Source organism: uncultured Aquimonas sp., assembly GCF_937888285.1.
Lineage (GTDB): Bacteria > Pseudomonadota > Gammaproteobacteria > Xanthomonadales > Xanthomonadaceae > Aquimonas.
The window spans coordinates 22254-39827 of record NZ_CALART010000030.1 but is presented as its reverse complement, the minus strand read 5'-3'; the positions used below and the strand labels follow the sequence as shown (position 1 = coordinate 39827).

The 17574-nt window shown below is 69.7% G+C and carries 12 protein-coding genes; 3 read left to right on the top strand and 9 right to left on the bottom strand.

Features of this window, described 5'->3' with window-relative positions; genetic code table 11:
- Window positions 1-90: 90 nt before the first annotated feature.
- Together Q0654_RS08250 and Q0654_RS08245 are read left to right on the top strand one after the other, a co-directional pair.
- Window positions 91-510: an Lrp/AsnC family transcriptional regulator gene (locus tag Q0654_RS08250; protein ID WP_298852603.1), complete on the top strand. Its 420-nt coding sequence runs from the start codon at window positions 91-93 to the stop codon at window positions 508-510.
- A 317-nt stretch (window positions 511-827) separates the two neighbouring features.
- Window positions 828-1874 (top strand): methyltransferase domain-containing protein, encoded by a 1047-nt coding sequence (locus Q0654_RS08245; protein ID WP_298852601.1) that lies wholly within the window; start codon window positions 828-830, stop codon window positions 1872-1874.
- Window positions 1875-1926: 52 nt separating this feature from the next.
- Here Q0654_RS08245 and Q0654_RS08240 read toward each other — a convergent pair whose 3' ends face one another.
- Entirely contained in the window at window positions 1927-2826 is a 900-nt protein-coding gene (locus tag Q0654_RS08240; protein WP_298852599.1) for a DMT family transporter, read from the bottom strand.
- A 193-nt stretch (window positions 2827-3019) separates the two neighbouring features.
- Here Q0654_RS08240 and Q0654_RS08235 point away from each other — a divergent pair, with 193 nt between their 5' ends.
- On the top strand, window positions 3020-3910 hold the full coding sequence (locus Q0654_RS08235) for a LysR substrate-binding domain-containing protein (RefSeq protein ID WP_298852597.1): 891 nt from the start codon (window positions 3020-3022) through the stop codon (window positions 3908-3910).
- Between the two features lie 333 nt (window positions 3911-4243).
- Here Q0654_RS08235 and Q0654_RS08230 read toward each other — a convergent pair whose 3' ends face one another.
- The 8 genes from Q0654_RS08230 to Q0654_RS08195 form a co-directional block, all read right to left on the bottom strand.
- Complete coding sequence (locus Q0654_RS08230) at window positions 4244-7369, bottom strand: efflux RND transporter permease subunit (RefSeq protein ID WP_298852594.1); 3126 nt, start codon at window positions 7367-7369, stop codon at window positions 4244-4246.
- Entirely contained in the window at window positions 7366-8421 is a 1056-nt protein-coding gene (locus Q0654_RS08225) for an efflux RND transporter periplasmic adaptor subunit (protein ID WP_298852591.1), read from the bottom strand. The genes Q0654_RS08230 and Q0654_RS08225 overlap by 4 nt, the downstream gene beginning before the upstream one ends.
- A 239-nt stretch (window positions 8422-8660) precedes the next feature.
- Window positions 8661-10064, bottom strand: coding sequence for a DUF3526 domain-containing protein (locus Q0654_RS08220; RefSeq protein ID WP_298852589.1), 1404 nt, complete (start codon window positions 10062-10064; stop codon window positions 8661-8663).
- Complete coding sequence (locus Q0654_RS08215; RefSeq protein ID WP_298852585.1) at window positions 10061-11521, bottom strand: DUF3526 domain-containing protein; 1461 nt, start codon at window positions 11519-11521, stop codon at window positions 10061-10063. The genes Q0654_RS08220 and Q0654_RS08215 overlap by 4 nt, the downstream gene beginning before the upstream one ends.
- Window positions 11518-12252 carry an ABC transporter ATP-binding protein gene (locus tag Q0654_RS08210; RefSeq protein WP_298852583.1) on the bottom strand — a complete coding sequence of 245 codons (735 nt, stop codon included), beginning with the start codon at window positions 12250-12252 and terminating at the stop codon, window positions 11518-11520. Before Q0654_RS08210 ends, Q0654_RS08215 begins: the two co-directional genes overlap by 4 nt.
- 1 nt (window position 12253) lies before the next feature.
- Window positions 12254-14407: a TonB-dependent siderophore receptor gene (locus tag Q0654_RS08205; RefSeq protein WP_298852582.1), complete on the bottom strand. Its 2154-nt coding sequence runs from the start codon at window positions 14405-14407 to the stop codon at window positions 12254-12256.
- 84 nt (window positions 14408-14491) lie between these two features.
- Window positions 14492-15928, bottom strand: coding sequence for an aldehyde dehydrogenase family protein (locus Q0654_RS08200; protein WP_298852580.1), 1437 nt, complete (start codon window positions 15926-15928; stop codon window positions 14492-14494).
- 294 nt (window positions 15929-16222) lie between these two features.
- The gene (locus Q0654_RS08195) at window positions 16223-17311 is read right to left on the bottom strand and encodes a hypothetical protein (protein WP_298852578.1); all 1089 of its coding nucleotides are present in this window, start codon (window positions 17309-17311) and stop codon (window positions 16223-16225) included.
- Window positions 17312-17574: the final 263 nt, after the last annotated feature.

Below are 17574 nucleotides of genomic sequence, written 5' to 3'. Positions count from 1 at the left end.
CGGAGACAGGCGATAGCGCGAAACGGCAAGATTGTCAGCATTTCGACAATTGGATGGCAAAGTGACAGGGGTTGGTGGCAATCTGCGCGAATGGACGACCTCGACCAGCAGCTCATCGCGCGCCTGCGCGCCAATGCCCGCGCCCCCGTCGCGGAACTCGCGACGGCACTGAAGGTGTCGCGCGGCACCGTCACCAACCGCATGGCGAGGCTGGAGCGCGAGGGCGTGATCAGCGGCTACACCCTGCGCCTGCGCCCGGATGCCGCCCGCGAGGAAGTACGGGCCTGGACCTCGATCGCGGTCGAAGGCAACCAGCTCAAGGTGGTGCACGCCCTGCTCGGTGAGCCCGGCGTCGCTGCCCTGCACGACACCAATGGGCGATGGGACCTGCTGGCCGAACTGCGCGTGCGCGATCTCACAGAACTCTCTGCCGCGCTGGAGCGCATCCGCGCGATGCCGGGTGTGAGCGCGACCGAGACCAGTCTGCATCTGAAGAGCTGGAGGGCTTGAGAGCTTCGCAGCGTGGCGTCGCCGTGCAGGTGTTCTCGAAGCAAGATGGGTTCGTCATCCCCGCGAAGAGCCTGTCCTCGCGAAGGCGGGGACGGGGATCCAGAACTCTTGCGACTGGGGTGGGCTCTCTGGGCCCCCGCATGCGCGGGGGCGACGGCAACAGGTGTGGGGGCGAGCGTTCTGCTTCTTGAGAGCCGGGATTGGGGATTCGGGATTCGGGATTCGGGATTCGTAGCAGCCTCGGCAATCGCACGACACGATTCGAACTCCTTACGTCGTAGAGTTCGCCCCGTTCTTCCTCCGACTGCAGAAGCCCCATGACCGACACTTCCGTGCATGCCGATGTGCGCCGCTACTACGGCGAGGTGCTGCAGAGCAGCCGCGATCTGAAGACCGGCGCCTGCTGCCCGGCCGAGGCCATGCCGGCCTGGCTGCGGCCGCTGCTGGCCGATCTGCATCCCGAGATCCATGAGCGCTTCTACGGCTGCGGGTCGCCGCTGCCGCCGGCGCTGGAGGGCTGCACGGTGCTCGACCTCGGCTGCGGCACCGGCCGCGATGCCTACCTGCTGTCGCGACTGGTGGGCGAGGGCGGTCAGGTGATTGGGGTCGACATGACGCCGGAGCAGCTCGAGGTCGCGCGCCGGCACCAGGCCTGGCAGGCCGCGCGCTACGGCCATGCGCGCAGCAATGTGCGCTTTGTTGAAGGCTACATCGAGGACCTCGCCGCCTGTGGCATCACCGACGCCAGCGTCGACGTGGTGGTCTCGAACTGCGTGCTGAATCTCGCACCCGACAAGGCGCGCGTGTTCGCCGAGATCTTCCGCGTGCTGAAGCCCGGCGGCGAGCTCTACTTCAGCGATGTCTTCGCCGACCGTCGCATTCCCACTGCGCTGCGCAGCGATCCGGTGCTGCTGGGCGAGTGTCTCGGCGGCGCGCTCTACGTCGAGGACTTCCGCCGCGTGATGGCCGCGGTGGGCTGCGCGGACGCGCGCGTGGTGAGCCGCGCGCCGATTCCCCTGCTCGACCCGGCCATTGAAGCCAAGCTCGGGATGGTCCGCTTCGAATCGATCACCATGCGCGCCTTCAAGCTCGACCTGGAAGACCGCTGCGAAGACTACGGCCAGCTCGCCACCTACCGCGGCAGCCTGACGCAGGCGCCGCATGCGTTCGATCTGGACGAACACCACCGTTTCGAGAGCGGCCGGCCGCTGCGGGTGTGCGGCAACACGTTCGACATGCTGGCCTTGACGCGCTACGCGAACCATTTCGAGCTGATCGGCGACCAGCGCACGCACTTCGGCCTGTTCGACTGTGCGCCCGCAGCGACCGCCGCGGCGGCCGCTCAAGGCGGAAGCTGCTGCTGAACCGCTGCGCCCGGAGCCGCCGCTCGTCGAGCACAGGCGGAACGGTGTGGCCTCAGCGCGCCGCGCGCTGGCTGACCGCGACGCTGCCGAGGATCAGCGCGCCGGCCAGCAGCATCGGTAGGGTCACCGGCTCGTCCAGCAGCCACCAGGCCCAGCTCACCGCGAACAGCGGGATCAGGTAGGTCACCGTCGAAGCGCGGCTGGCACCCACCCGCGCAATCAGCCGGTAGTACATGACCATGGCGATGCCGGTGCACAGCACGCCCAGGCCCAGCGCCGAGCCCCAGGCCAGCAGCGGTGGATTGACCGCTGGCCAGTAGGCGATGGCGAAGGGCAGCACCAGCAGCGAGGAGCAGAGCAGGTTGGCCGCGGCCACGGCACCCGCTGGCAGATGTGAGAGGTGCCTGCGCACCAGATTGATGCCGATGCCGTAGAGGAAAGCCGCCAGCGTGCCGGCTGCCGCGGCAAGCCCCACGCTGGCACCGGCGCTGCGGCCGCTGGCCAGCACGACCACGCCGACGAAGCCGATCGCCAGCGCCATCGCCCGCCGCTGGCCGATCTTCTCGCCGAAGAACAGAAAGCCCACCAGGGCGGTGAAGGGCACGGTCATCGCATTGGTGATCGCGCCGATGCCTGCTGGCGCGCGCTCGGCGGCCCAAGCGAACAGGGTGAAGGGCACGGCTGAGTTGATCGCCGCCACCAGCACCAGCAGCGGCCACAGCCGCCACGGGAACTGCGCGCGGGCCAGCCACAGGAAGGGCAGCAGGATCAGCGCGCCGAAGGCCAGCCGCAGCTCGACCAGGGGCAGGGCGCCGAAATGCGGGGCAGCGACGCGCATGAACAGGAAGGAGGCCCCCCAGATCGCGCCGAGCACGGCGAGTTCGACCGGCGTGAGCCAGCGCGCGGCGAGGCCGGGCTGCGGAAGGGGAAGCGCGGAAGCGGGTGCGGACATGGGGCGAACTCGTAGGGGAGGGAGAGCCGCGAATCTGCTGCGAGGCGCAAGTCTGGACATCCGCTGACACCGGCGCTGGCCGTTTCCGGACCGCGCAGATCAAAGTCCCGCAGCGCAGCGAATTGTCCGCGCAGGCGCCGCCTTCACAAGCGACTTATGCTTGCGCGAGCCACAAACCTCATTTGAGTCGAGCATGGCCCTGCACAGCGACTGGCTCTCCGCCCTGGCCGCCTTCGAGGCCGCCGCGCGCCATCAGAACTTCGCCCACGCCGGCGAGGAGCTGCATCTCACCGCCAGCGCGGTCAGCCACCACGTGCGCCGGCTGGAGGCGCGGCTCGGTCTGCCGCTGTTCCGTCGCCACGCGCGCGGCGTGCAGCTCACCGCCGAAGGTCGCCTGCTGGCGGATGCGGCGTCCGGCGCCATTGCCGACATCGACGCGGTGATGCGCGGCCTGCGCGGCAGCCGCGAGCGCGAGCCGCCGGTGCGCATCACCACCCTGCATTCCTTCGCCTCGAGCTGGCTGATCCCGCGGCTGCCGGACTTCGCGCGCGCGCATCCGCAGATCCGCCTGAATGTCGATACCGGCAGCGCGCTGACGCGCTTCGACGACAGCGGGCCGGATCTGGGCATTCGTTATGGGCCAGGACGATGGCCGGGCTTGAGTGCCGCGCCTCTGCTGGAGGACCGATTGTTCGCTGTCGCCGCGCCCAAGCTGGCGCGCGGCATCCGCACGTCCGAGCAGGTGCTGCAGCTGCCGCTGATCGCCGACCTCGCGGTGCAGGGCTGGCGCGACTGGTGCCGCATGGCCGGGCTGCGGGTGGGCGTGCCCGACGAGCGCTATGTGTTCAGCGACAGCACCGACATGCTGGCCGCGGCCGAGCAGGGTCTCGGTGCTGCGCTGGCACGCTCCTCGATCGTGCAGCCCTGGCTGGACGCGGGCACCCTGGACCGGCTGCCGGGCCCCGAACTGCCGGGGCGCTACAGCTACCACGTGGTCTGGCCCGAGCACCGGCGCCTGAAGCCGGCTGCGCGCAGCGTGGTGGACTGGCTGCTGGCGCAGGTGGGGCAGGCGGGATCCGCGTGAAAGCCCCACGGGACTACGGCGGCTCAGCTCTCACGGTGGGCCAGAGCTCACCCTACGCGCGACGGCAGTCGCAGCAAGGGCGATCGAAGGCATGGTCCTCAGCCCGCTGCAAATCAAGCAGCGCGACAGGATCGCCCTTGAATAGGGTGGGCCCTGGCCCACCGCAGCCTGCAGATCGCGACATCGCACACCTGCGCCGACCTGTTGCAAATTTGACCGCGTAGCGCGAGCCAAGCGTGCGCTGCGCGAGAGCCCGGGCAGAAGGGCCCGTGCCAATGAGCGCGCGCCTTCCTGCCCGGGCGATCCACATGTCTGGCGCGTTCCTCCGGCCTTTCAGGCCGGCGCGGCTCCGCGGTGCAGCCGACCCGGTGGCCTGCCCTTCATGAACTGCCGATACAGCACTGGCACCACGAACAGGGTCAGCACGCTGGAGAAGGCCAGGCCCCAGACGATGGCCGAGGCCACCGGGCCCCACAGCAGGCTTTCGCCGGCGAAGCCCATGGCCAGCGAGAACAGGCCGGCGATGGTGGTGCCGGTGGTCATGGCGATGGCGATCACGCGGCGGCGCGCCGCATAGATGGCGGCGTGAAGGGTGCGCATGCCGGCGGCGCGGCGCTGGTTGGCGGCGTCGATCAGCACGATCGCACCGTTCACCGAGATGCCGATCAGGGCGATCGCACCGTACATCGTGTACAGCGAGACCGGGTTGCCGGAGACGACCACGCCGAGCGTCACGCCCACCAGCGCCAGCGGCACGGTGACCAGGATCAGGAAGGGCTGCCAGTAGCTGCGGAACTGCGCGGCCAGGATCAGATAGATCAGGCCGATGCCCAGCAGGCTCAGCGGCCCCATGGCCGCCAGCGATTCGTTGATGTCGTCGAGCTGGCCGGAGAAGTCGAGATCGGCGTTCGGATAGGCCGCACGCACGGTTTCCCACTGCTCGCGCAGGGTCTGCGCCGCCGCCACCGCATTGTTCACGTCGAGATCGAGATCGGCCTCGACGGTGATCGCGCGGCGGAAGTTCCAGTGCTTGATCAGGTCGGCGCTGATGCGCGTCTCATGCGTCACCAGGGCGCCGAGCACCGTGGTGCCGCCGCCGGGCAGGGCCACCGGCTGCGCCAGCAGTGCCTCCACACGATCCAGCCGCTGCGGACGCGCCTGCACGCGCAGCTCGACCTTCTCGCCGCGGTCGCGCAGGTCGGCCACTACCTCGCCATCGACGTGCAGGCGCACCAGACGCGCGACCGCGGACGGGTCAAGCCCTGCCTCGCGCGCGGCCGCCACGTCGACTTCCAGCTTGAGCTCGCTGCGGCCGGGGCTGGAGTCGTCGCTGATGTCGCGCGCGCCTTCAATGCCGCCGATGATCCGCTTGACCGCCTCGGCGGCGGCTGCGAGTTCGGCGGGATCGTCCGCGCGCACCTTGACGCTGATCGCCTTGCCGGTGGGCGGGCCGCCGCTCAGCTTGAAAAAGGACATCTGCGCCGGCACCGGCGCGTTCTCGATGTCTGCGCGCATGCCCTCGATGATCTCGTCGATCAGCCGCGAGTCGTCGGTGGCGGGGTTCAGGGACACGGCGATCTGGCCGTAGCGATCGCCATAGACGGGCTCGACATCAGTGAACTTGATGCCGGCCATCGACACCACCGAGCGCGCCTCGCCCTCGCGCAGATGCCGTCGCACGATCTGCTCCACGGTCAAGGTGTGGGCGATGCTCTCCTCGATCGGCGTGGTCGGCGGCAGATCGACGTTGACGTAGAACAGCCGGATCGGATCGAAGGCGAAGAAGTTGAAGCGCACCGGGCCGCTGTTGAAGGCCGCGCCCAGCACGATCAGGCCCAGCGTTCCGAGGAACAGGGCGAAGGCGCCACTCAGGTACCGCGCCGGACGGCGCATGACGTGGATCAGCGCGCGCGTGTACTTGACCCGCAGCGCATGCGTCCAGCGCTCGCGCCAGGCCTGGCTGCGCGAGCGGCTGAGCGCCTTGCTGCCCATCGCGGTGACGTGCGCGGGCAGCATCCAGAAGGCCTCGATCAGGCTCACCGCCAGGCCCACCGTGACCACGAAGGGAATGACGAACATGAACTTGCCGAGGATGCCCGGCAGCAGCATCAGCGGCAGGAAGGCGGCCATGGTGGTCGACACGGCCGCCAGCACCGGCAGGCCGACCTCGCGCAGGCTTTCCACAGCCGCCTGCACGGCTTCGGTGCCGCGCTGCATGCGGTAGTACATGGCCTCGACCACCACTACCGCGTCATCCACCAGCATGCCCAGCACGATCACGATGCCGAGCAGCACCGAGACGTTGAGCGAGTTGCCGGTGATGTCCAGCAGGATGAAGGTGCCGGCGATCGAGAACACCACGCCCAGCGCCACCATGGTCGAGATGCGCGAGCCGAGGAACAGCCAGCACACGCCGAGCACCAGGATCAGGCCGACCAGGGCGTTGTCCTGCATGATCGCCAGCGCGTCGCGGGTGGGGATGGACTGGTCGTCGCTCAGCACCAGCGACAGGCCGGTGCCGGCGAGCACCGCGTTCTTGCGCTCGACGTAGTCACGCAGGCGGTCGACCAGTTCCAAGGTGTTGCTGCCGCCGATCTTGGTGACCGACAGCAGCACGGCCGGCTGGCCATCGGTGCCGACCAACTGGCGCGGCCGCTGGCTGATCCGCCGCACCTCGGCCAGCGTGTCCAGCCGCACCGCGGCGCCGTTCGCCAGCGGCAGCTCGAAGCCGGCCAGACGCTCGACGTCGGGCACCGCGCCGGCCACGCGCACCAGCCATTCGGCGTCACTCGCATCCTGCTTGCCCGCGAAGACGTCGCGGAACCAGCCGCGCAGCGCATCCGACAGCTGTACCGCGTTGATTCCGCGCGCGGCCAGCTGCTGAGGGTCGAATTCGACGCGCAGCTCGGGGTCGCGGAAGCCCAGTGCCAGCACGCGGTCGACGCCGCTGATGCGCTCGATGTCCTCGCGCACGCTGCGCGCGGCGAAGCGCAGGTGCTCGTCATCGGCCTGGCCGCGGAGCACCACCATCGCGGTGGGAAAGCCGTTGGCCGTGGTGATCTCGAGGATGTCCGGGTCGAGCGCCTCCACCGGCAGCTCGGCATTGGCCTTGTTCTGGATCTCGCGGCGCACGTCGTTGACGCGCTTGTCGAAGGTGCGCTCGTCGATCTCGCGGAAGCGCACCAGGATATTGCTGACGCCCTCGCGCGAGGAGCTGATCACCCAGCGCACGTCCTGCACGTTGCGCAGGGCGTCTTCCAGCGGATTGGTGATCTTGGCTTCGACGTCCTCGGCCGACGCGCCGGGCAGGGCGGTGCTGACGTTCAGCCAGTTGAAGTTGATCTCCGGGTCCTGCTCGCGCGGCATCGTCGCGTAGGCGATCGCACCCATCACCAGCACCACCGCAAACGCGATGTTGGCCAGCGGATGGTGGGTGATGAAGCGTTCCAGCAGTCTCATGGCGCGGACACCGGCAGCGCGTCACCTTCGTTCAGGCCCTGCTGGCCGTGGCTGACGACGCGGGTGCCGGCGGGCACCTCAAGGCGGAACGGCCGACCTTCCTGGGCATCCGGGGCTGGCACGAAGCGGGCGGCCCCCGCCTGGTCGATGAAGGCGCCGAGCTGTCCGCCGCGCTTGACCATCAGCTCGGCCGGCAGCAGCAGGGCGGCCGTCGTCCACTCGATCTGTCCGGTGCTGCCGGCAGGCGCGGCCTCGCCGGTGAAGGCGAAGCGCGCGAGCCGGGTGCGGGCACTGCGCTCCAGCAGGGGCGACAGCGCTTCCAGCTGCAGCGCATAGCGTCGGCCTGTCGACACGAAGGCGAAGTCGCGCCCTTCTTCGAGCCGGTTCGCGGCCTCGGGTGCAAGCTGGGCCTCGACCTCGGGCGCGGCGGTGGAGACCAGACGCAGCAGTGGCGTGCCCGGCGCTGCCAGCGCACCCACCTGGGCCTGGCGCTCCAGCACCACTCCCGCGAATGGCGCGCGGACGCGGCATTTCTCCAGCTGTCTCGCCGCCGCATCGCGCGCGGCGCGCGCCAGATCGACGTCGGCCTTTGCGGCATCGAGGCCCGTCTCCAGCGCCAGCAGTTCGTCCTCGCTGATATGGCGCTCGGCGCGCAGGCTGCGCCCGCGCTCGGCGCGCTGGGTCGCCAGGGTCAGTCGCGCCTGCGCCGCCTTGAGCTGGGCTTCGGCCTGCTGCAGCCCCAGCCGCGCGTCGCGCTCGTCCAGGCTGATCAGCAGGGCGCCCGTTTCGACCTCGCGGCCGGCCTCCACATGCACCGTGGCCACGGCCGCGGCGACTTCGGCGGCGATCAGCGCATCGTTCGGAGCCAGCACGGTCGCACTGGCGCTCTGGCGATCGGGCAGGGCCAGGGCTTCGATGGGCTGCAGCTCGATGCGGTTGGAGGCGGGAATTGCCGCTGTCGTCGCCTCGGGCTGGGCATCCGAGGAAAGAGGAATGCCCAGGGCGACAAAGGTGCAGAAAAGCAGGGCAGCAGATCGGGCTGGACGGTGCATGGGACTTCCTGTCAGGTGTGCACGCTTCATGCGGGTGGGTAGGCGTCTCAACGCGGCATTTCAGCACAGGAGCATGACATCGGGTGCGCATCCCTGGCGCCCGTCTGTACGGCTCTTCTCCATGGCCGCCCTCTTGGAACTCCATGCTGCTCGATCAGCCGGCGGCAATGGAAGTCTGTGGAAGGGCGAATGTTCCGCGAGGCGCCACCGCAAGAGGTGGATCAGACCGACCGCGCGGCTCAGGTGACCGCACGCGACAGTCGATGCCGGGCGAGCCGGGCGAGCAGCAGTGCCTGCAGCAGGAGGATTGCCTGCAGCCGCAGGGGCGGAGGCGCCGTGGGTGCTGCTTCGACGAACTGCGGAACCTGCGCTTCGTCTGCGGTCGTCCACGGGCGCTCCTCGAAGACGTAGGGGTAGAGGTGGATGCGCAGGGCGCGATGCAGGGTGCGCACTTCATCGAGAAAGGCGAGGTGGGCGTCCAGATCGCTGTCGGCAAGACGATGCAGGGCGGCCTGCGCGGCGACGTTGGGCAGGGCAAGGGCGAGCTGGCGGGTCGAGGTCTCGCGCAGCCCGAGCTGGCGTTGGTAGTCCTCGCTGGCCTCGCGCACGGCCATGTCGCCCGCGTGCTGCAGGGCGTAGTACCACTTCCAGTGGAAGCGCGTTTCCACCGGCGGCGTGTCCTGCCACTCGGGGTGATCCTCGAAGAAGCGCTCGAAGGTCTCCGGCTTGGGGCGATCCCAGCCGGCGTGCACCTCTTCGCGCTGGGCCAGCATCAGGTCCATGCCGCTGTCGATCGGCTGGAAGCGCTGCAGGGCGGCGTTGCCAAGACTGGGCAGGACAAGACACAGCAGCAGCCACAGCCCGACCAGACGGGCCGCGTTCGCACCCGAACTGCTGGCCGCACTGGCCAGACAGACGCAAAGCGCGCCCCAGAACAGGAGGTAGAGCAGGCAGATGCCGAGCAGGGCCGCGATCGACAAGGCCGGGGCGGCGCTGGACACAGCGAAGGGCAGCAGCGGCAAACACAGGGCCAGGCCGGTGAGCCCAATGCGCAGGCCGACGCGCCGCCACCACAGGCCGTGCGTGGACGCCAGCGTGCGCAGCAGGCGCAGGCGCCCGGCTTCGCGTTCGGCGCTGACCAGATCGTGCAGCAAGGCGATCAACACCAGCGGAGCGAGGTAGACGAGCACAAAGGCGAAGTCGAAGCGGCCAGCCAGGGCCAGCGCCGGGTTGGCGTGCTCACCCTCGTAGAGTTGCGCCTCCAGCCCCAGCGCCCGCACGCGCATCAGCCAGGGCGCGATGTCGCGCTGGCCGATCGCGACGAAACCCAGTGGCGCGGGCGAATCCCAGGCCAGCACGAAGCGGTGGTAGGCGAGGATGCCTGCGTCGCCGCCGGCGCCGTAGCGGGCCTGCACCAGCCCGCTGCTCTCCGCCTGCAGGGTCTGGGCTTCGGCGATGCGCTCGCGCTGAGCATCCATCTGCCGCGCGCCATTCCAGCTGGCGGCGAGACTCAATGCCGCCAGCACCAGAAGCGCGAGCACGGCCATGCGTGAGCGCAGCAGCAGGCGCAGCTCGCGGTGCAGCAGGGAGAATGGGCGTGGGCGCGGCGCCGTCCCCGGCTGCGCGTGGGGCAGGGCGTTCATGGCCGTGCCTCCGCGCGCACGGCGGACAGCGGCAGGGCAATGGCCAGCAGCAGGACCCACAGCAGGAGCACGCCGAGCGCACGCAGCAGCTCCACGCTGGGGCTCAGCGCCGGCGGCACGAACTCGAAGCGCGGCAGCGTGGCCCAGGTGTCACGCGAGAGCTTCTGCGCGCGGTCGTCGACCTGCGCGATCTCTTCGGCGTGCAGGGTATTGAGCGCCTGTACGAAGGCGAAACGGTGCTCTTCGGCCTGCGCGAGAAACGCGTGGTGGGTGCCGGCATCGGTGCCGCTCAACTGCATGGAGGCGGGACGCAGGGCCAGCAGCGGCGACAGCCAGCCGAGCGCGGAGAGCGCCTCCGTTTGCGAGGCCTCGATTGCCTGCAGGGCCTGCATCTGCTGCTGGAACAGCTCACTGGTGAGCCGCTCGCCCTCCAGCATGACCAGGCCACCGTAGTTGACCGGCAGGTCTTCGATGCGCTGCACGCCGTAGCGCTCCAGCACCTGCTGGCGGAACGCGCTGAAATAGGAGTCGTTGGGGTTGTGGCTGTCGCCGATCGCCGCCAGCGCTTTCTGCACGCCGATGTCGGTGGCGACCCGCGTGGGCAGGGGTTGGTTGCGCTGCAAGTGGTCAGCGGCGATGCGCGGCAGGGCCACGCACAGCACCACCCACAGCGACAGCGCCGCCAGCAGGGCCTCGCGCGGTCGCGGCGCGAACAGCGAGATCAGCAGGGCCAGCAATACCCACAGCAGGCTATGCAGCAGGTATAGCGCGGACAGCAGCGCCGCGGGCAGCAGCCGGCCGTGCGCGCCTGCGACCGTGAGCACGGCGATCAGCGCCGGCGCGCTGAGTGCCATCGCCACGCTGGCCTGGGCGAGCAGCTTGCCGGCGACGATCTGCGCGACGGGCACGCCCTGCACCCGCAGCAGCCGCAGGCTGCCGCTGGCGCGTTCACGGGCGATGGCGGCGTGCGCCAGCAGAACGATCAACAGCGGCAGCAGCAGCTGCAGGACAAAGGCCGGGCTGAGCTGGCCGAAGCGCAGCAGCAGGGACGACTGCCGCGCATCGCCGAAGTTGGCGCTGTTCTGGCGATGGCCTTCGAGATAGATCAGATGCCCGGTGTAGGCGTCCACGCCGAAGTCGAAGAAGGCCAGCGGGCCCAGCGGGCGCAGCGCGAACTGGCCGTAGTGCACGACCCGATGCGGGTGGCGATCCGGTTGATCGAGAAAGGCCTGGTCGCTGCTGGCCTGGGCGCGCGCGCGCGCCGAGTCGGCGCGGGTGCGCTGATCCAGCGCAGCGACCGTGGCCGCCAGCATCAGGATCAGCATCAGCACCGCCGCGGTGCGGCTTAGCCCGTGGCGCAGCAGCCAGCGCAGCTCTTCGCGGGCGATCCGCAGCACATCGCGGCGGCGCGGCCTGAGCATCCCGCCTGTGCCCGTGATCGCAGCGACCGGACTCACGCGGCGGCCTCGGCGAAGCGACGGTGCAGCGCATTGAGGTCGAAGCGATCCTGACCCTGCGCCCGCCATTCCTCGACGATGCGGCCGTCGGCGAGAAAGCCGATGCGGTCTGCGGTGTCGGCGGCCGAAAGCAGGTCGTGGGTGACCATCAGCACCGCGACCCGGTCCGTCTTCAATGCCTGCAGCAGGGCGTTGAGCTCGGCGGTGGCGCGCGGATCGAGGCCGGAGCCGGGCTCATCAAGGATCAGCACCGGCGTGCGTCGCGCCAGCGCGAGGGCGATGGCGACCTTCTGACGCATGCCTTTGGAGTAGCCGGACAGCGGGCGCGACCAGGCCTCTCGAGGCAGGGCGACACGCAGCAGGGCGGGTTCGATCACGTCGGCGGGGTCGGGATCGATGCCCGCCAGAGCGAGCAGATAGTCGAGATTCTCGAACGCGGACAGGTGCTCGTAGAGGGCGATGCTCTCGGCGACGTAGGCGAGCTGCGCGCGCGCATCCTGCACATGGGTGCGCACATTGATGCCGGCGATCCGCAGTTCCCCGGCCTCCGGCTTGATCAGGCCCAGCAGGGCCGCGACCGTCGTCGATTTGCCGGCGCCATTGCCGCCGAGCAGGGCGTAGACCTCGCCGGCGCGCACCTGCAGGTCGAGCCCGCGAAGTACCTGCTGCTCGCCATAGCGGTGATGCAGCCCGCGCACTTCGATACGCACATCTTCATTCAGCCAGCTCATGTCAGAACCTCAGCTGCGCGCCGACCGTGATGCGGCGCTTCTCGCCCGGCGTGACCCAGGCGCGCATCACCGAGCTGACGTAATGCTCGCGGTCGAACAGGTTGTCGACATCCAGCGAGAGGCTGAAGCGATCGCTGGGCTGCCAGTAGGCGACCAGCTTGGCGGTGGCGTAGGACGGCAGACGGAACAGGACGAGGCCGCTGGCGGCTTCGGCGCGGGTGCGGGTTTCGCCGGCACGCTCGCCGACATAGGTCACGCCGCCGCCGAGGCCGATGAGGCCGCTGCCGAGGCCGCGCTCATGCACGGCCAGCAGGCTGCCGTTGCGGCGCGGCACGTTGATCAGGGCGCTGCCGGCTTCGAGCACGTTGTCGCGTGTGACCTCGGCATCGAGCTGCACCCAGGCGGCGTTGAGTCGCCAGTGCTCGCCGATGCGACCCGAGGCATCGAACTCGAGGCCGCGGCTGCGTACTTCGCCGGCCGCGATCGAAAAGCCGGCGTTGGCGGGGTCACCGGTCAGCACGTTGCGCTTGTCGATCTGGAAGGCGGTGAGCGTGGCGCCGAGGCCGCCGTCGCGGTGCTCCCACTTGGCGCCGACTTCCAGCGCGCGGCCCGATTCGGGATCGAAGGCAGCGCCGTTGACGTCGCTGCCGGCATTCGGCCGGAACGACTGGCCGACGTTCGCGAACAGGGTGTATCCAGCGCCGCCGAGCCAGGACAGGCCCAGGCGCGGCACCCACTCGGTCGGGTCCTGCGCGCTGCGGCTGCCGCTGCGGCGGTTCTCGAAGTCCTGCTGGAAGCGCTCGCCGCGCACGGCAGCAACGACGCGCCAGCGCTCGCCCAGGCTGATCGAGTCCTGCAGGTAAAGCGCCGTGCTGCGCTGGCGTTCGAAGGTGTCGGTGTTCGCCAGCGGGGTCGGCTGCGGCTGACCATAGACCGGGTTGAACAGGTCGATGGCATAGGGCGCGGCTGCGCTCGGATTGATGCGCAGCATCCGTTGGCTCAGCTCGAACTCGTAGCGCTCGATGCCGATCAGCAGCTCGTGTTCGACGGCGTCGCCCTGCAGGCGGCCAACGGCTTCGACCTGCAGCGCGGTGTCGTCCGACGCGTAGTCGCGGAAGCGACGCTGGCGGCGCAGGGTGCGGCCATCGGCCTCGACCAGCGAGGGCTCGGTAGAGAAGCCGCGCAGGCTGCCGTCCTTCCGCGACAGCGCGCCGCGCAGGCTCCAGACCTCGCTCAGCGCGTGGTCGATGCTCAGCTGGTGCTGGGCGTTCTGCAGGCGCACGCGGCCGTCGGCGGGTTCACCGTTGAAGCGCTCGACCGGCACGATGCCGAGCTGTCCATTGATGGCGGGCACGCCGCGGTCGAGCACGGCTTCATGGCGCAGCCACTGGCCCACATAGTTCAGCTCGGTATCCAGCCCGAGCTTCCAGGTGAACGCCGGTGCCAGCAGTCGACGCTGCTGGTTGACGACATCGCGGAAGCTGTCGCGGTCCTCCATCGCCGCATTGAGTCGCCAGGCGAAGCTCTCGCCCACGGGCGCGGTGCTGTCGAAGGCGGCCCGTCGGAAAGCGTGGCTGCCGCCGTAGAGTTCGATCGACGAGGCCGGCTGCCACAGCGGCCGCTTGCTGACCAGGTTGACCGTGCCGCCGGGCTCGCTGCTGCCGTACAGCGCCGAGGCTGGCCCCTTCAGGAACTCGAAGCGTTCGACGTCGGCGGTATCGCGCGGCGCGTTGAAGCCGCGGTTGGCCGAAAAGCCGTTCAGCAACAGGGCGCTGCCGGTGTTCTCGTTCCCGGGCAGGCCGCGCAGCGCGAGGTTGTCCCACAGGCCGCCGAAGTTGTTCTGGCGCGAGACGCCGCCGACGTAGTCGACCGTATCGGACAGCCGCAGGGCGCCAAGGTCGTCGATGGCCTGGCGTGAAAGCACCCGCACTGACTGCGGCAGCTCGCGCAGCGGCAGGGCCGACTTCGCGCCGGCCGCCTCGTCCGCGTAGTAGGTCCCGGAGACGCTGCGTCCGACCACTTCAATGGCGTCCAGGCGCTCGGCGGTGCTGTCCTCGGGCTGCGCGAAGCTGTGGGTAGGCGCAACAGCGAGCAGGGCGAGAGAAACAGCACGGCTCAGAGACAGGGTGCGGGGTGTACAGGCGGCAGTAGGCATGGGGAGAGGCGAGGGGAACAGAATGCAACACTATAACGTCGCAATGTGTACCCGCGAAGTAGGCCGAAGGGCAGGGATGGGTTCTCAGCCCTGCCAGTCCTTCAGCACCAGCAGCCGCGTTTCGCTCATGTCCTCAATGGCCCAGCGCACGCCCTCGCGACCCAGGCCGCTGGCCTTGATGCCGCCGTAGGGCATGTTGTCCATGCGGAAGCTCGGCACATCGCCGACCACCACGCCGCCGACTTCGAGCTTCTCCCAGGCGTGCAGGGCGCGCTGGAGGTCGCGGGTGAACACACCCGCCTGCAGCCCGTAGCGCGAGGCGTTGACGCGCTGGAGCGCTGCATCGAAGTCGCTGAAGGGTTCGAGGTAGGCGACCGGGCCAAAGGCTTCCTCACGGGCCAGGCGGCAGTCGGCCGGCACGTTTTGCAGTAGCGTCGCGGCATGCAGATTGCCGCGGCGCTCGCCGCCCGCCAGAACGCGCGCGCCGCCGGCCTTGGCTTCATTGATCCAGTCCTCGATGCGCTCGGCGGCGGCGTGGTCGATCAGCGGGCCGATGAAGGTGTCCTCGTCGCGCGGATCGCCCATCTTGAGCTGCTCGACGCGGGTGATCAGCTTCTCGCGCAGCGCGGCATAAAGGCTGTCATGGACCAGGATGCGCTGCACGCTGATGCAGCTCTGGCCGCTCTGGTAGTAGGCGCCGAAGACGAGCCGATCGACCACCTGCTCCAGCGCCACGCCGGGCTCGGCATCGACGATGCAGGCGGCATCACCGCCGAGTTCCAGCGTGACCTTCTTGCGCCCGGCGCGAGCCTTGAAGTCCCAGCCGATCGCGCCGCCGGTGAACGACAGCAGCTTGAAGCGTTCGTCTTCGACCAGTGGGGCCGCATCTTCGTTGCTGCAGCAGACAATGGAGAAGGCGCCTTCTGGCAGCTCGGTCTCGGCGAGGATCTCGCCGAGGATCAAGGCGCCGATCGGCGTGCGCGGCGCGGGCTTGAGGACAAAGGGACAGCCGGCGGCGATGGCCGGCGCGACCTTGTGCGCCACCAGGTTGAGCGGAAAGTTGAAGGGCGTGATGAAGCTGCAGGGGCCGATGGGCGCGTGGCGGGTGAAGCCGCGGTAGCCGTTGCCGCGCGCGGAGATCTCGAGGTTCAGCGTCTCGCCGCCGATGCGCACCGATCCCTCGGCGGCGATTCGGAAAGTGTCGATCAGGCGGGTGACCTCGCCGCGCGAATCCTTGATCGGTTTGCCGGCCTCGATGCACAGGGCGAGCGCGAGCTCATCGGCGCGCTCTCGGAAGCGACGCACGCAGTGCTCCAGCACGGCCTGGCGCTGCCAGGGCTTGAAGGCGGCCATCGCGGGCGCTGCAGCGCTGGCCGCTGCGATCGCTCGCTCGACGTCCGCGGCAGAGGCCAGCGGCACGCAGGCCGCGACCTCGCCGCTGAACTTCTCGAGTACCTGGAGATCGGCGTTCGGTGATTCGGCGCGGCCGCCGATGTAGTGCGGATAGTTCGGCTTCAGCATGGTAGACCCCGGTCAGCTTCGAGCCGAGTGTAGTGGCCGGAGGTCGCCGAGGCGAACGCGGCCGCCCAGGCTGCGGCGCGAGCCTCCGCGCTTGTGCCTGAGGACAGCGGGGTGGTTCACGCCTTCCTGAAGCGATCTCAGCGCCCGGCGTGGCATCACCCTCTCCTCAAGCAGTCTTCCGTCGCCTACGCGAGGGCGGGGGACAGTCCGCTTCCCGCAAGCGTCTTTGCTGCGTTTGCTGCCATGCGCCATCCGGGGGCGATCCGTATGCCACTTCGTGGTTCATGGCGTGCGTCAGCCCGGCAGCGCCTGGGCCAGCGCCAGCACATCGCTGAACACCCCGGCTGCGGTGACTTCCGCGCCCGCGCCGGGGCCGCGCAGGGTCAGCGGCGGCTGCTGCTGCAGGTCGGTGCGGATTTCCAGCACGTTCTCGCGAGGCCGCGCGCTGGCCAGCACGTCGTCCGCGCGCAGCGACGCCACGCCGACGCGGCCGCCGCGGGCGTCTACCTCGCCGACCACGACCAGGCGCTCGCCGCGTTTCTGCGCACCGCTGATGCGCCTGCGCCAGCTCGCGTCGTCGGCCCGCAGCGCACGCAGCAGGGCTTCGCCCTGGACGCCGCGCGCCTCGCTCAAGGGCTGCACGGTGATCTGGGCGGGCTCCAGTGCGAAGCCGGCTTCGCGGCCGAGGATCAGCAGCTTGCGGGCGACGTCCTGGCCACCCAGGTCTTCCAGCGGATCCGGCTCGGTGTAGCCGAGCTCACGCGCCTCGATCACGGCCTCGGAGAAGGCCACGCCCTCGTGCAGTCGCGAAAGCAGATAGGACAGCGAGCCCGACAGCAGGCCGCGAATGCCGAGCACGCGTTCGCCGCGCAGGCGCAGGTCGCGCAGCGGGCCGAGCACGGGAATGGCCGCGCCGACCGTGGTCTCGTAGCGCCAGGGCGTGCGCTGGGCCTGCGCCTGCAGGTCGCGATAGAAGTCCAAGGGACGTGTGCCGGCGTGTTTGTTGGCGGCGGCGATGGCGATGCCGCGGGCCAGCAGCTGCGGGTAGTCGGCGGCGACCTCGTCGCTTGCGGTGCAGTCCACGGCCACCGTGCCGCAGGCCTGGCCGAGGCGAGTCCAGAGCTGGCCGACATCGCCTTCGCGGCGGGGTGCGAGCAGGGCGTCCACGCCGATCGGATCGAGGCCATGCGCGCATTCGGCCAGACCGCGGCGGTCATAGGCCGCGCGCAGGCGCAGGTCGATGCCCAGCCCAGCCTTGAGGATCTCGCTGCGCGCCGCGAGGCGCGCCCGGAACGCGCTGCCGACGCGGCCGCGGGCGCCGATCAGGACGATGTCGATGCGTTTGGGGCTTGAGCAAGGGATGCAGGCAGGCAGGGCGGACATGGCGGGCAAGGGCGGTCGGGGCGGGTGCCGAATGAAACCACACATCCATCGCGATGAAAAGATATGTTTTGTCCCATGCCGGTCCGTACGCTGGCGTGGAGTCGAGGCCACGGTGGGCCGGGGCCCACCCTAAACATGAGGATCAATCGCGTTGGTGGGGGGCCACCCTATGCATAGGCTTGGTAGGGTGGGCCCTGGCCCACCATGAGCTGGACGCTCGCCTCGGTCCGATGGCACTCATGCCTCGGCCCGCCGGTGTCTGA

Bases quoted from the DNA above. Each gene is read 5' to 3' on its own strand.
- Q0654_RS08250 (WP_298852603.1), top strand. From the start codon at position 91: ATGGACGACCTCGACCAGCAGCTCATCGCGCGCCTGCGCGCCAATGCC.
- Q0654_RS08245 (WP_298852601.1), top strand. From the start codon at position 828: ATGACCGACACTTCCGTGCATGCCGATGTGCGCCGCTACTACGGCGAG.
- Q0654_RS08240 (WP_298852599.1), bottom strand. From the start codon at position 2,826: ATGTCCGCACCCGCTTCCGCGCTTCCCCTTCCGCAGCCCGGCCTCGCC.
- Q0654_RS08235 (WP_298852597.1), top strand. From the start codon at position 3,020: ATGGCCCTGCACAGCGACTGGCTCTCCGCCCTGGCCGCCTTCGAGGCC.
- Q0654_RS08230 (WP_298852594.1), bottom strand. From the start codon at position 7,369: ATGAGACTGCTGGAACGCTTCATCACCCACCATCCGCTGGCCAACATC.
- Q0654_RS08225 (WP_298852591.1), bottom strand. From the start codon at position 8,421: ATGCACCGTCCAGCCCGATCTGCTGCCCTGCTTTTCTGCACCTTTGTC.
- Q0654_RS08220 (WP_298852589.1), bottom strand. From the start codon at position 10,064: ATGAACGCCCTGCCCCACGCGCAGCCGGGGACGGCGCCGCGCCCACGC.
- Q0654_RS08210 (WP_298852583.1), bottom strand. From the start codon at position 12,252: ATGAGCTGGCTGAATGAAGATGTGCGTATCGAAGTGCGCGGGCTGCAT.
- Q0654_RS08205 (WP_298852582.1), bottom strand. From the start codon at position 14,407: ATGCCTACTGCCGCCTGTACACCCCGCACCCTGTCTCTGAGCCGTGCT.
- Q0654_RS08200 (WP_298852580.1), bottom strand. From the start codon at position 15,928: ATGCTGAAGCCGAACTATCCGCACTACATCGGCGGCCGCGCCGAATCA.
- Q0654_RS08195 (WP_298852578.1), bottom strand. From the start codon at position 17,311: ATGTCCGCCCTGCCTGCCTGCATCCCTTGCTCAAGCCCCAAACGCATC.